The sequence below is a fragment of the Streptomyces cupreus genome (assembly GCF_014257025.1).
In the GTDB taxonomy this organism is placed as follows: domain Bacteria; phylum Actinomycetota; class Actinomycetes; order Streptomycetales; family Streptomycetaceae; genus Streptomyces; species Streptomyces cupreus.
The window spans coordinates 1-12062 of record NZ_JACMSF010000066.1 but is presented as its reverse complement, the minus strand read 5'-3'; the positions used below and the strand labels follow the sequence as shown (position 1 = coordinate 12062).

The following is a 12062-nucleotide window of genomic DNA, read 5'->3' as shown; positions in this document are numbered from 1 at the left end:
TCAGGCTCGCCTCCTGCGCCAGGGGGTCAGCACGTACTGGAGGGCGACCAGGGCCGCGTCCGCGACCACGGCCAGAAGCAGGGTGAGGACCACTCCGGCGATCACCGGGGTCGGGAAGTTGCGCTGGAAGCCGTCGGTGAAGAGCTGGCCGAGGCCACCGTCGCCGATGTAGGTCGCGACCGAGACGAGCGAGATCGACATCACCGTCGCGATCCGGACGCCCGCCATGATCACGGGGAGCGCCAGCGGGAACTCGACGGTGAGCAGCGTGCGCAGCGGGCGGGTCCCCATCGCCTTCGCCGCCTCCTTGGTCTTCGCGGGCACCGAGTCCAGGCCCTCGACCGTGTTCCGGAGCAGGACGACCAGGGTGTAGATCGTCAGACCGATGACGGTGGTGGTCCGGGTCAGCCCGCTGACCGGGAGCAGAAGCACGAAGACCGCGATCGAGGGGATCGTGAAGAGCACGTTCGACAGGCCGAGCAGGAAGCCGCGCAGGGGGCGGACCCGGTGCGCCACGACCGCCAGCGGGAGCGAGATCAGCAGGCCCAGCGCGACCGCGCTCAGGGCGGCCTGGAGGTGGGAGATCGTGAGCGTGGTGAGGTCGTCGGTGTGGCCGGATATCCACGACCAGTCGATGGTCATGCGGCCACCCGCGCTTCGGTGTGGGCCCGGCCGGCGTGCTCGTGGATGTCCTCGCGCGAGGAGACGCCGGTGAGAACACCGTCGGCGTCGACGCGGGCGATCAGTCCGGCGGGGGAGGCGAGCGACTCGTTGAGCGCCGACAGCAGGGAGTCGGTGTCCTTCAGCGGTCGTACGGGGAGTTCGGCGTCCTTCGACGCCCAGTGGAGGGGCTTGCGTGCCGCGTCCAGTACGAGGGTCCAGTCGCCCTGGGGTGCGGGGCCCTGGGGGACCTCGGCGAGGGTCTTCAGCGAGAGCAGCTTCAGTCCGCGCTCGGCGCCGAGGAAGTCGGCCACGAAGTCGTCGGCCGGGCGGGCGAGCAGTTCCGTCGGAGTGGCGCACTGCACCAGATGGCCGCCGGCGCGGAAGACGGCGATGCGGTCGCCGAGCCGTACGGCCTCGTCGATGTCGTGCGTGACGAAGACGATGGTCTTGCTCAACTCCTTCTGGAGCCGCAGCAGTTCGTCCTGAAGCTGGGTGCGCACGACCGGGTCGACCGCGCCGAACGGCTCGTCCATGAGCAGCACCGGCGGGTCGGCGGCGAGGGCGCGGGCGACGCCCACGCGCTGCTGCTGGCCGCCGGAGAGCTGGTGCGGGTAGCGCTTTCCGGCCTCGGCGGACAGGCCGACGGTCTCCAGGAGCTCGGCCGCCCGGGACCGTGCCCTGCGGCGGCCGTGGCCGAGCAGCAGCGGCACGGTGGCGATGTTGTCCAGCACCGTGCGGTGCGGGAAGAGGCCGGCCTGCTGGATGACGTAACCGATGGAGCGCCGCAGCTCCGCGGCGTCCTGCTCGGTGACGTCCTTGCCGCCGACCCGGACGGTGCCGGAGGTCGGCTCGACCATCCGGTTGACCATCCGCAGGGTGGTCGTCTTGCCGCAACCGGAGGATCCGACGAGGACGGTGACGCCGCCTTCCGGCAGGTCGAGGGTGAGATCGTGAACTGCTGTCGTGCCGTTGGGGAAGCGCTTGTGGACCGCGTCGAACTGGATCATGAGTTGTCCCTTGCCCGGCTGTATAACGTCATGCAGAGTTCTCTGTAGCTGAATAGGTTGTCAACGGGTTGGTGTAAATCCGAAGTAACGGATGACCGGTGGACAAGATCAGGTGTCCGGATTGAGGGGAGTTTGGGCTTGATGTCGTCTCGGATCGTGGACGGGCCGTCGGTCATGGACACCGGGTCGGTGCTCCTCGACGGCCGTGAAGTCTCTGTCGCGGACGTCGTACGCCTCGCTGACGGGGCCGCGCGGCCGGTGCCGGAGGACGAGGCGATGAAGCGGGCCACCCGCTCCTGGGACGCCGCCCGACAGATCGCCGCGACGGGGCGCGTCTACGGCCGCTCGACCGGCGTCGGCGCCAACCGGAACGAGGATGTGCCCACCGAGGCCGCCGCCGGACACGGCCTGCGTCTGCTGCGCAGCCACGCCGGCGGCATCGGTGAGGAGCTCCCCGCCCGGCAGGTCCGCGCCATGCTCGCCGTCCGCGCCAACCAGCTCCTCGCAGGCGGGGCAGGGCTCAGGCCCACCGTCGTCACCGCCCTGTGCGAGGCGCTGGAGAGCGGGGCGCATCCGGTGGTGAACGAGTTCGGCTCGGTGGGAACGGGCGACTTGGCGGCGCTCGCCCAGGTCGGTCTCGCGCTCGCCGGGGAACACCCCTGGCGCGGAGCCGGCGCCCCCGAGCCGCAGCCGCTGGACAACAACGACGCCCTTGCCCTGATAAGCAGCAACGCCCTCACCCTCGGTCAGGCCGCGCTCGCCCTGCACGAACTGCGCGGACTCATCGCCGCCACCCAGGTCGTCGCCGCGCTCTCGCTGCTCGCCGTCGACGGCTCCCACGAGCCCTACGCCGCCCCCGTCCACGAGGCCCGACCGCACCGCGGCTCCACCGAAGTCGCCCGCCGCATGCGCGAGTTGATCGGCGCCGCGGACCGGCCCACGCCCCCGCTCGGCCGGATCCAGGACCCGTACGGCTTCCGCTGTCTGCCCCAGATCCACGGCCCCGCTCACGACGCGGCGGACGCCCTGGAGGCGGTGCTCGCGGTGGAGATCAACGCCGCCGCCGAGAACCCCCTCATCGCCGTCGAGGACCTGGCCGCCTACCACCACGGTGGCTTCTACCAGGCCGGGCTCGCCCTCGCCCTGGACCACTTCAGGCTGGCCGTCACCCAGGTGGCCAGGCTGTCCACCTCCCGCCTGTCCACCCTCAACGAGCCCGCCTACACCCGCCTCAGGCCCTTCCTCGCCGACCACGAGCCCGCCTCGTCCGGCGTGATGATCCTGGAGTACTCCGCCGCGGCCGCCCTCGGTGATCTGCGCGCCTTCTCGGCGCCCGCCTCCCTCGGCCACGCTGTACTCTCCCGGGGCGTCGAGGAACAGGCCAGTTTCGCCTCGCTCGCCGCCCGGCAGACACTGCGCGCGTGCGGCGCGTACCGTCTCGTCGTCGGCTGCGAACTCGTCGCCGCCGTACGGGCGCTGCGCCAGCGGGACCTCAGGCCCGAGCCGGGACTTCCGGCGGGCCGCGCGCTGGAGCTCGCCGAAGCGGTGCTCGACGAGGACCAGGCCGACCGGCCGCTCACGGACGACGTGACGGCGGCGGCCCGGCTGCTCGACCGGTTCACGGAGATCTGGAGGGGGAACGGCGCATGAGCGCGGAGAGCAACACCAGGGCCGCGGACACCCCTGCGGCACGGCTGCAGGCGCTCTTCGAGGGGCACCGGCTGACCCCGACCCAGCGGCGCATCGCGCACAGCATGGTGCGCCGGGCCGCCGACGTGCCCTTCCTCTCCAGCGTGGAGCTGGCCGAACTGGCCGGGGTCAGCCAGCCGTCCGTGACCCGCTTCGCCGTCGCCCTCGGCTTCGACGGCTACCCGGCCCTGCGCAAGCATCTGCGCGAGGTTGCGCCCGCCGAACCGGCGACCGCCCCGGGCGCGTTCAACGAGTACCAGCAGGCCGTCGAGGCCGAGATCGAGAACCTGCGCCATCTCGCGGAACTGCTCGCCGACCCGCGCCCGGTGCAGAAGGCGGGCCGGCTGCTGGCCGCCTCCCGTCCGCTGCCGGTGCTGGGACTGCGCGCGGCGGCCTCCCAGGCGTACGGCTTCGCCTACTTCGCCGCCAAGGTCCACCCGGACGTCCGGCTGCTGCACGAGGGCGGCACGATGGTCCACGACCGGATCGACGCCTGCGTCCGGGCGGGCGCCTCGGCGCTGCTCTGCTTCGCGCTGCCCCGGCATCCGCGCGAGGTCCTGGACACCCTCGGCTACGCCAAGGAGGCCGGTCTGACCGTGGTCACGGTCGCCGACTCCGCCTTCGCGCCGGTCGCCAAGGTCTCCGACCTGCTGCTGCCCGCCGCCGTCGGCACCGGGCTCGCCTTCGACACCGCGTGCGCCCCGATGCTGCTCGGCCGGGTCCTGCTGGAGGCCATGTGCGACGACCTGCCGGACGCGCAGGCGCGGCTCGAGGAGTTCGACGCGCGGGCGGCGGCACGCGGGCTGTTCGTGGAGTAGGCGGGTTTCTCAGACTGGTCTCACACAGGTTCGCTACTCTCCCGGCCACTCGGAATTCGAGGCGACTTTCGACGCGACTGTCGACGCGACGAGGAGGCGGAACGTGGCACGCGGAGGTCAGGGGCTCGCTCGGGTGGCCGTCGTCGTACGGGCCGGAGCGGCACCGATGTGGTGGCTCGGGGTGTTCGCGGCCGGGATCGGCGTACTGGTGCCGGGCGTGACCGGACGCCGGATCGGGGTGATGGCGGGCGCGGTGCTGTTCATCGTCACGGCGGCGGTCGTGGCGTACCGACGGCGCAGGCGGTACGGCGCCCTGATGCGCGGGGCCGCCCGCGCGGGCAAGCACGATGTGCTCCAGGACCGCGCGGTGACCGTACGGAACTGGCGCCGGGGCCATCGCTGGTGGCTGGTGCTTGCCTTCGCGGCCGCCCTCGGCAGCGCGTTCGCGGTGCCGACGGCGGGCGGCATGCTGCTCGCCGGAGCGGGCGTCGGCCTGTGGCTGAAGTCCGCCTGGATCGGCCGCCGGGAAAGGGCCGAGGACGCGCTGCTGTGGGTGCGCGTGGACTGGCTCACGGCGCGCGGCGGACGTCCGGCCGGAAAGGCCGTCAAGGCCTACCGCGGCACCGGCATCGCGGCGGGCGACGCGGCCCCGGGCGGGGCGCGCCGCCGCGCCGACGCGATGGCGTAGTCACGGCCACTGCCGCAGCTGCCTCAACGGTGGCCCGGTACCGGGAGGGTGGTGAGGGCAGACGCGTGCGCCCCTCCGGATTCGGCCACGATCGCGTCGAGGCTCTGCGGCTCCCGCACCGTCGCGAAGGCGACACCCCCGGACCCGTCCGGCGCGAAGCCGTAAACACCGGGCCGGGCCAGGGAGTTGTACGCGTAGTGGTGTGCGAAGTAGTACGCGCCCGTGTCCAGCGCCGCCACCAGATCCCCCTGCTCCAGCGGCGGCAACGCCCGCGCCTCGGCCAGCAGATCCCCCGCGAAGCAGGCAGGACCGGCCACGTCCTGGACCACCTCGGCCCCCGTCTTCGGCCGCCCCTTCGCGTTGTACGCGGCGATGCGCAGCGGCCAGGCCCCCGGCGCGTACACCGTACGCGTCGCCACCTGCACGCCCGCGTGCGTCACCGCGACCGGCCGCCCGCCCGCGCTCTTGGTGTACTCCACCCGCGCCAGTACCGTCCCGTGCTTGGCCAGCAGCGACCGCCCGAACTCGGTGACCAGCCCGTACCGCCCGTCGAACAGCCCCGGCACCGCCTCGCTCAGCAGTCGCGCGTACTGCGCGTACGTCGGGGTCGTGGCGTCCGAGGTGAAGTTCACCGGCAGACCGCCGCCGATGTCGATCGTGTCGATCTGCCGCCGCCCGATCCGGTGGTTGATCTCCTCGGCCAGCTCGTACGTCTCCGCCACGCCCCGCGCCATCAGCGACAGCGGCACGCCCTGGGACCCGGTGTGCGCGTGCAGTCGCGTCAGCCACGGCCGTTCCAGATACGCCCGCACCGCCCACTCCCGCGCCCCCTCGTCGCGCAGCGCCACCCCGAACTTGGAGGTCGTCGTCGCCGTCGACAGCGCCTCGATGGCGCCCGCGCCCACCTGCGGATTGACCCGGATGCCGAGCGGGGAGCGGCTCGGCGCCGACCTCATCAGGGCATCGAGCCGGTCCAGCTCCTGCGGGTTGTCGGCGTTGACGGCGATCCCGAGCGCCAGCGCCTGCCTGAGCTCGGTCGGCGTCTTCGCGGGCGAGTCCAGGACCGTCCGGTCCGGCGGCAGTCCCGCCGCCCGCGCCAGCGCCAGCTCGCCCGGGCTCGCCACCTCGGCGCCGATCCCCGTCTCGTGCAGCAGCCGCAGCACCGGCACCAACGGGGTCGCCTTGACCGCGAAGGCGTGCAGCACCGGGGTGCCGGGCGCGGTGACCGCGTCGAACGCCGCCCGCAGCTCCGCCGCCGACTCCCGGATGCCGGTGACGTCGAGCAGCCCCACGATGGGGGAGTCCGGCCCCAGCAGCCCCTGCTCCACGGTCGCCCGCACCGCTTCGTCCCGGCGCGCCGCCCGCTCGTCGTCGCCCGTCCGCCCGTCCTTGACGCCGTCCACCGCATCCCCCGTCGTGTCGTTCCCCGTGACCACGTATCCAGACAAACATCCGTGACGCGGCCGCGCTGGCGCACGAACGTATTGACTAGTTCTATTCAGGGAGTCAGGATGTGAATATCGACAGCAACAATCCGGCAGCACCATCCGCTAGGAGGCAGACCATGTCAGGACCCCGCCCCGTACGAGCGCCACGCGGTACGGAACTGAGCGCCCTGGGATGGCAGCAGGAAGCCGCCCTGCGGATGCTCCAGAACAACCTCGACCCCGAGGTCGCCGAGCACCCCGACAAGCTCGTCGTCTACGGCGGCACCGGCAAGGCCGCCCGCGACTGGCGCTCCTTCGACGCGATGGTGCGCACGCTGAAGACCCTGAAGCAGGACGAGACCATGCTCGTCCAGTCCGGCCGCCCGGTCGGTGTGATGCAGACCCACGAGTGGGCCCCGCGCGTCCTCATCGCCAACTCCAACCTGGTCGGCGACTGGGCCAACTGGGAGGAGTTCCGCCGCCTGGAGCAGCTCGGCCTGACCATGTACGGCCAGATGACCGCCGGCTCCTGGATCTACATCGGCACCCAGGGCATCCTTCAGGGCACCTACGAGACCTTCGCCGCCGTCGCCGCGAAGAAGTTCGGCGGGTCGCTGGCGGGCACGATCACCCTCACCGCAGGGCTCGGCGGCATGGGCGGCGCCCAGCCGCTCGCCGTCACCATGAACGACGGTGTCGCCATCTGCATCGACTGCGACCCGCGCGCCATCGAGCGCCGTATCGAGCACCGCTACCTCGACGTCCGCGCCGACTCCCTGGAGCACGCCCTCCAGCTCGCCGTCGAGGCCCGTGACGCCCGCCGCCCGCTCTCCATCGGCCTGCTCGGCAACGCGGCGGAGCTGCTGCCGCGCATGCTCGCCGAGGGCGCCCCCATCGACATCGTCACCGACCAGACCTCGGCGCACGACCCCCTTGCCTACCTGCCCGTCGGCGTCGACTTCGACGACATGGCCTCCTACGCCGCGAAGGACCCGGCCGGCTTCACCACCCGCGCGCGGGAGTCCATGGCACGGCACGTCGAGGCGATGGTCGGCTTCATGGACGCCGGCGCGGAGGTCTTCGACTACGGCAACTCCATCCGCGGCGAGGCCCAGCTCGCCGGGTACGACCGGGCGTTCGCCTTCCCCGGCTTCGTCCCCGCCTACATCCGCCCGCTGTTCTGCGAGGGCAAGGGCCCCTTCCGCTGGGCCGCGCTCTCCGGTGACCCGGCCGACATCGCCAAGACCGACAAGGCGATCCTGGACCTCTTCCCCGAGAACGAGTCCCTCGCCCGGTGGATCAAGATGGCCGGCGAACGGGTCCACTTCCAGGGCCTGCCCGCGCGGATCTGCTGGCTCGGCTACGGCGAGCGGGACAAGGCCGGTGAGTGGTTCAACGACATGGTCGCGAGCGGTGAGCTGGTCGCGCCGCTGGCGATCGGGCGGGATCACCTCGACGCCGGGTCGGTCGCGTCTCCGTACCGGGAGACCGAGGCCATGCTGGACGGCTCCGACGCGATCGCCGACTGGCCGCTGCTCAACGCGATGGTGAATGTGGCTTCGGGCGCTTCCTGGGTCTCCATCCACCACGGCGGCGGCGTCGGCATGGGGCGGTCCATCCACGCCGGACAGGTGACGGTGGCGGACGGCACGAAGCTCGGCGGCGAGAAGGTCCGACGGGTCCTGACGAACGACCCGGGCATGGGCGTCATCCGGCATGTGGACGCGGGGTACGACATCGCGGAGTCGGTCGCCGACGAGCGCGGTGTCCGAGTCCCGATGCGCGAAGGTGACGACGCGTGACCTTCCACAGCATGTGGGCGGAGCTGCTGCCGATCGGCCGCAGCTCCGCCTCCGGCGGCTACCGCCGCTACGCCTGGACCGGTGCCGATTCCGAGTGCCGGGAGTGGTTCAAGGAGCAGGCGGAGGCCCGGGGACTGGTCTACGAGGTCGACCGGAACGGGAATCAGTGGGCCTGGCTCGGGGATACCGCTGCCGGGGATGCCGTCGTCACCGGGTCGCATCTGGACTCCGTGCCCGACGGTGGGGCCTTTGACGGGCCCCTCGGTGTCGTGTCCTCCTTCGCCGCGCTCGATGAACTCCGCCGCCGCGACGCGCACTTCACCAAGCCCCTCGCCATCGTGAACTTCGGGGATGAGGAGGGCGCCCGGTTCGGGCTGGCCTGTGTCGGGTCGAGGCTCGCCTCCGGGCAGCTCGGCATCGAACAGGCGCACCTGCTCACGGACGGGGACGGCGTCACCCTTCCCCGCGCCATGGAGGCCGCCGGATACGACCCCGACGCCATCGGGCCGGACCCGGAGCGGCTCGCTCGCATCGGGGCCTTCGTCGAGCTGCATGTCGAGCAGGGGCGGGCGCTGGACCTGTCCGGGGACCGGGTCGGCGTCGCCAGTGCCATCTGGCCGCACGGGCGGTGGCGGTTCGACTTCCGGGGCGAGGCCAACCACGCCGGCACCACCCGGCTCGTGGACCGGCGCGACCCCATGCTGTCGTACGCCGAGACCGTGCTCGCCGCCCGCCGGGAGGCCGAACTCGCCGGTGCCGTCGCCACCTTCGGCAAGATCTCCGTCGAGCCGAACGGCGTCAACGCCATCCCGTCCCTCGTGCGCGGCTGGCTCGACTCCCGTGCCGAGGACCAGGCCACCCTCGACGCCGTCGTCGGCGGCATCGAGAAGGCCGCGCGCGAGTACGCCGACGCCCACGACATCGCCCTCGACGTGGTCCGTGAGTCCTTCACGCCCGTCGTCGAGTTCGACCACGCCCTGCGCGACGAACTCACCCGCATCCTGGGCAAGGACACCGATCTCAAGGTGCCCGTCCTCGGCACCGGCGCCGGACACGACGCCGGAATCCTCTCCGGGCACATCCCGACCGCCATGCTGTTCGTGCGCAACCCCACCGGCGTCTCGCACTCCCCGGCCGAGTTCGCGGCCGAGGACGACTGTCTGGCCGGAGGGCTCGCACTCGCCGACGTACTGGAAGGACTGGCCTGCACGTGACACGGACGTACTGGCTGGAGCACGCCTGGCTCGGCACCCGCGTCGAGCCGGGCGTCGCCCTCGACGTTGTGGACGGCCGCATCACCGCCGTCCGCACCGGCACCGAAACCCCGCCCCCCGGCGCCGAGATCCTCCGCGGACTCACCCTCCCAGGGCTGGCGAACGCCCACTCGCACGCCTTCCACCGCGCCCTGCGCGGCACCGTCCAGGTCGGTTCCGGGACCTTCTGGACCTGGCGCGAGGTCATGTACGCGACGGCCGACCGGCTCACCCCGGACAGCTATCACGCCCTCGCCCGGGCCGTGTACGCCGAGATGGCGCTCGCCGGCATCACCGCCGTCGGCGAGTTCCACTACCTGCACCACGCCCCCGGCGGCACCCCCTACGCCGACCCCAACGCCATGGGCGAGGCCCTCATCGCGGCCGCCGCCGACGCCGGTGTCCGTATCACCCTCCTCGACACCGCCTACCTCTCCTCCGGCTTCGGGCAGCCGCCCACCACCCATCAGCTCCGCTTCTCCGACGGCAGCGCGGACGCCTGGGCCGAACGCTGTTCAGTTCTCAAGGAACGGGATCACGCGCGGATCGGTGCCGCCATCCACTCCGTACGGGCCGTGCCCGCCGACCAGTTGGCGATCGTGGCCCGCTGGGCCGAGGAGCGGCGGGCCCCGCTGCATGTGCACCTGTCCGAGCAGACCGCCGAGAACGAGGCGTGCCTGGAAGTCCACGGCTGCACCCCGACACAGCTCCTCGCCCTCCACGGCGTCCTCGGACCGCGCACCACCGGCGTCCACAACACCCACCTCACCCCCGAGGACATCTCCCTGATCGGCGGCAGCGGCACCGGCACCTGTATGTGTCCGACGACCGAGCGGGACCTCGCCGACGGCATCGGGCCGGCCGTCGCCCTGCAGAACGAAGGCTCCCCGCTCAGTCTCGGCTCCGACAGCCACGCCGTGATCGACCTGCTGGAAGAGGCGCGCGCCATGGAGCTGAACGAGCGCCTGCGCACCCGGACGCGAGGTCACTGGACGGCGGCGGCCCTTCTGCGGGCGGCCTCGGCCGACGGCCACGCGGCCCTCGGCTGGGACGGCGTGGGCACCCTGGAGACGGGCGCACGCGCCGACTTCACGACGATCGCGCTCGACTCGGTCAGGACGGCAGGGCCGCTGCCGCGGCTCGGCGCCGAGACGGCCGTATTCGCGGCGACCGCGGCGGACGTACGGCACACGGTCGTCGCGGGCCGGCATGTCGTACGCGACGGGGCGCACACGCTCGTACCCGATGTGCCGCAAGCCCTGTCGAGGGCCGTCGAAGCCCTCCGCGCCTGACGACCACCCACGAGGACGCCATGAGCAGCACTGTCATCACCAACATCGCCACGCTGGTCACCAACGACCCCTCCCTCGGTGACAACTCCCCCCTCGGACTGATCCAGGACGCGGCCGTCGTCATCGACGGCGACCGCGTCGCGTGGACCGGTGAATCAAGCAAAGCACCCGCCACTGACAATCGGCTCGACGCCGAGGGCCGGGCGGTCCTTCCGGGCTTCGTGGACTCCCACTCCCACCTCGTCTTCGCGGGCGACCGGACCCAGGAGTTCAACGCCCGGATGTCGGGGCGGGCCTACAGGGCCGGGGGCATTCGTACGACGGTCGCGGCGACCCGGGCGGCGACGGACGCCGCACTCGAAGCCAACCTCACCCGCTACCTCGCCGAGGCCCTCCGCCAGGGCACGACCACCTTCGAGACCAAGTCGGGCTACGGCCTGACCACCGCCGACGAGTCCCGCTCCCTGCGCATCGCCGCCGCCCACACCGACGAGGTCACCTACCTCGGCGCCCACATCGTCTCCCCCGACTACGCCGACGACCCGGCGGGCTATGTCGCCCTCGTCACCGGCGAGATGCTCGACGCCTGTGCGCCGTACGCCCGTTGGATCGACGTCTTCTGCGAGAAGGGTGCCTTCGACGGCGACCAGGCCCGCGCCATCCTCACCGCGGGCAAGGCCAAGGGCCTGCACCCCCGCGTCCACGCCAACCAGCTCTCCTACGGCCCCGGCGTCCAGCTCGCGGTGGAGCTCGACGCCGCGAGCGCCGACCACTGCACCCACCTCACCGACACGGACGTGGACGCGCTGGCCAGTGGGAACACCGTCGCCACCCTGCTCCCCGGCGCCGAGTTCTCCACCCGAGCCGAGTGGCCGAACGCCCGCCGCCTCCTCGACGCGGGCGTCACGGTCGCCCTGTCCACCGACTGCAACCCGGGCTCGTCGTTCACGTCCTCCGTGCCCTTCTGCATCGCGCTCGCGGTGCGGGACATGGGGATGACGCCGGACGAGGCGGTCTGGTCGGCCACGGCGGGCGGCGCCGCGGCCCTGCGCCGCACGGACGTCGGCCGTATCGCCCCGGGCGCCCGCGCCGACCTCACCCTCCTCGACGCCCCGAGCCATGTGCACCTTGCCTACCGGCCGGGCGTACCCCTGGTCACCGGCGTCTGGCGCAAGGGCGTACGCGAGCTCTGATCACCAGGCCCGGTCACCCCGCCCGCCACCGCTGCCCCGAACCCCCGCTCTCCTCGACCAGCGCCACCGCCCCGCCCCCGACCGGTGTCACCGCGTGGCCGGGGGCGATGCCTGGGCGGATGACACCGCGCGCGTCGACCGCGAACCGCAGGTTCTGGCCATTGCTCCCGTAGACCGAGTCGCACGTCCAGATACCGACGCCCCGCTCCACGGACCCCCGGCTGTCCAGG

General features: G+C 72.4%; 10 protein-coding genes and 1 pseudogene. 7 read left to right on the top strand and 4 right to left on the bottom strand.

The features are described from left to right. A complete protein-coding gene (locus H4N64_RS37265; RefSeq protein WP_186287028.1) occupies positions 1-642 on the bottom strand; it encodes an ABC transporter permease in 642 nt (213 codons plus the stop codon). After that, the gene (locus H4N64_RS37260; protein WP_186287027.1) at positions 639-1670 is read right to left on the bottom strand and encodes an ABC transporter ATP-binding protein; all 1032 of its coding nucleotides are present in this window, start codon (positions 1668-1670) and stop codon (positions 639-641) included. Before H4N64_RS37260 ends, H4N64_RS37265 begins: the two co-directional genes overlap by 4 nt. A 141-nt stretch (positions 1671-1811) precedes the next feature. Between H4N64_RS37260 and H4N64_RS37255 the strand changes: the two genes are divergently transcribed. From H4N64_RS37255 to H4N64_RS37245, 3 genes are all read left to right on the top strand, one after another. Continuing rightward, a complete protein-coding gene (locus H4N64_RS37255) occupies positions 1812-3320 on the top strand; it encodes an aromatic amino acid ammonia-lyase (RefSeq protein ID WP_186287026.1) in 1509 nt (502 codons plus the stop codon). Next, entirely contained in the window at positions 3317-4177 is an 861-nt protein-coding gene (locus H4N64_RS37250; RefSeq protein ID WP_186287025.1) for a MurR/RpiR family transcriptional regulator, read from the top strand. The genes H4N64_RS37255 and H4N64_RS37250 overlap by 4 nt, the downstream gene beginning before the upstream one ends. 103 nt (positions 4178-4280) lie before the next feature. Continuing rightward, positions 4281-4865: a hypothetical protein gene (locus H4N64_RS37245; RefSeq protein WP_186287024.1), complete on the top strand. Its 585-nt coding sequence runs from the start codon at positions 4281-4283 to the stop codon at positions 4863-4865. 23 nt (positions 4866-4888) lie between these two features. Here the strand turns inward: H4N64_RS37245 and H4N64_RS37240 are convergent, their stop codons facing one another. Beyond that, on the bottom strand, positions 4889-6268 hold the full coding sequence (locus tag H4N64_RS37240) for a type III PLP-dependent enzyme domain-containing protein (protein ID WP_186287054.1): 1380 nt from the start codon (positions 6266-6268) through the stop codon (positions 4889-4891). Between the two features lie 161 nt (positions 6269-6429). Here H4N64_RS37240 and hutU point away from each other — a divergent pair, with 161 nt between their 5' ends. From hutU to hutI, 4 genes are read left to right on the top strand one after another with little or no spacing between them, the layout of a single operon-like run. After that, positions 6430-8094: a urocanate hydratase gene (gene hutU, locus H4N64_RS37235; protein ID WP_186287023.1), complete on the top strand. Its 1665-nt coding sequence runs from the start codon at positions 6430-6432 to the stop codon at positions 8092-8094. Then, positions 8091-9308, top strand: a complete 1218-nt coding sequence (locus H4N64_RS37230) for an allantoate amidohydrolase (protein WP_336246914.1) — start codon at positions 8091-8093, stop codon at positions 9306-9308. Before hutU ends, H4N64_RS37230 begins: the two co-directional genes overlap by 4 nt. Continuing rightward, positions 9299-10639, top strand: coding sequence for a formimidoylglutamate deiminase (locus tag H4N64_RS37225; protein WP_186287052.1), 1341 nt, complete (start codon positions 9299-9301; stop codon positions 10637-10639). Before H4N64_RS37230 ends, H4N64_RS37225 begins: the two co-directional genes overlap by 10 nt. Positions 10640-10659: 20 nt before the next feature. Beyond that, positions 10660-11832 carry an imidazolonepropionase gene (hutI, locus tag H4N64_RS37220; protein WP_186287022.1) on the top strand — a complete coding sequence of 391 codons (1173 nt, stop codon included), beginning with the start codon at positions 10660-10662 and terminating at the stop codon, positions 11830-11832. 13 nt (positions 11833-11845) lie between these two features. Here the strand turns inward: hutI and H4N64_RS37215 are convergent. Then, positions 11846-12062, bottom strand: a pseudogene (locus H4N64_RS37215) (ricin-type beta-trefoil lectin domain protein); the annotation flags it as partial.

Excerpts from the sequence above, each read along its gene's own strand:
- H4N64_RS37265 (WP_186287028.1), bottom strand. The coding sequence starts at position 642 with ATGACCATCGACTGGTCGTGGATATCCGGCCACACCGACGACCTCACC.
- H4N64_RS37260 (WP_186287027.1), bottom strand. The coding sequence starts at position 1,670 with ATGATCCAGTTCGACGCGGTCCACAAGCGCTTCCCCAACGGCACGACA.
- H4N64_RS37255 (WP_186287026.1), top strand. The coding sequence starts at position 1,812 with ATGTCGTCTCGGATCGTGGACGGGCCGTCGGTCATGGACACCGGGTCG.
- H4N64_RS37250 (WP_186287025.1), top strand. The coding sequence starts at position 3,317 with ATGAGCGCGGAGAGCAACACCAGGGCCGCGGACACCCCTGCGGCACGG.
- hutU (WP_186287023.1), top strand. The coding sequence starts at position 6,430 with ATGTCAGGACCCCGCCCCGTACGAGCGCCACGCGGTACGGAACTGAGC.
- hutI (WP_186287022.1), top strand. The coding sequence starts at position 10,660 with ATGAGCAGCACTGTCATCACCAACATCGCCACGCTGGTCACCAACGAC.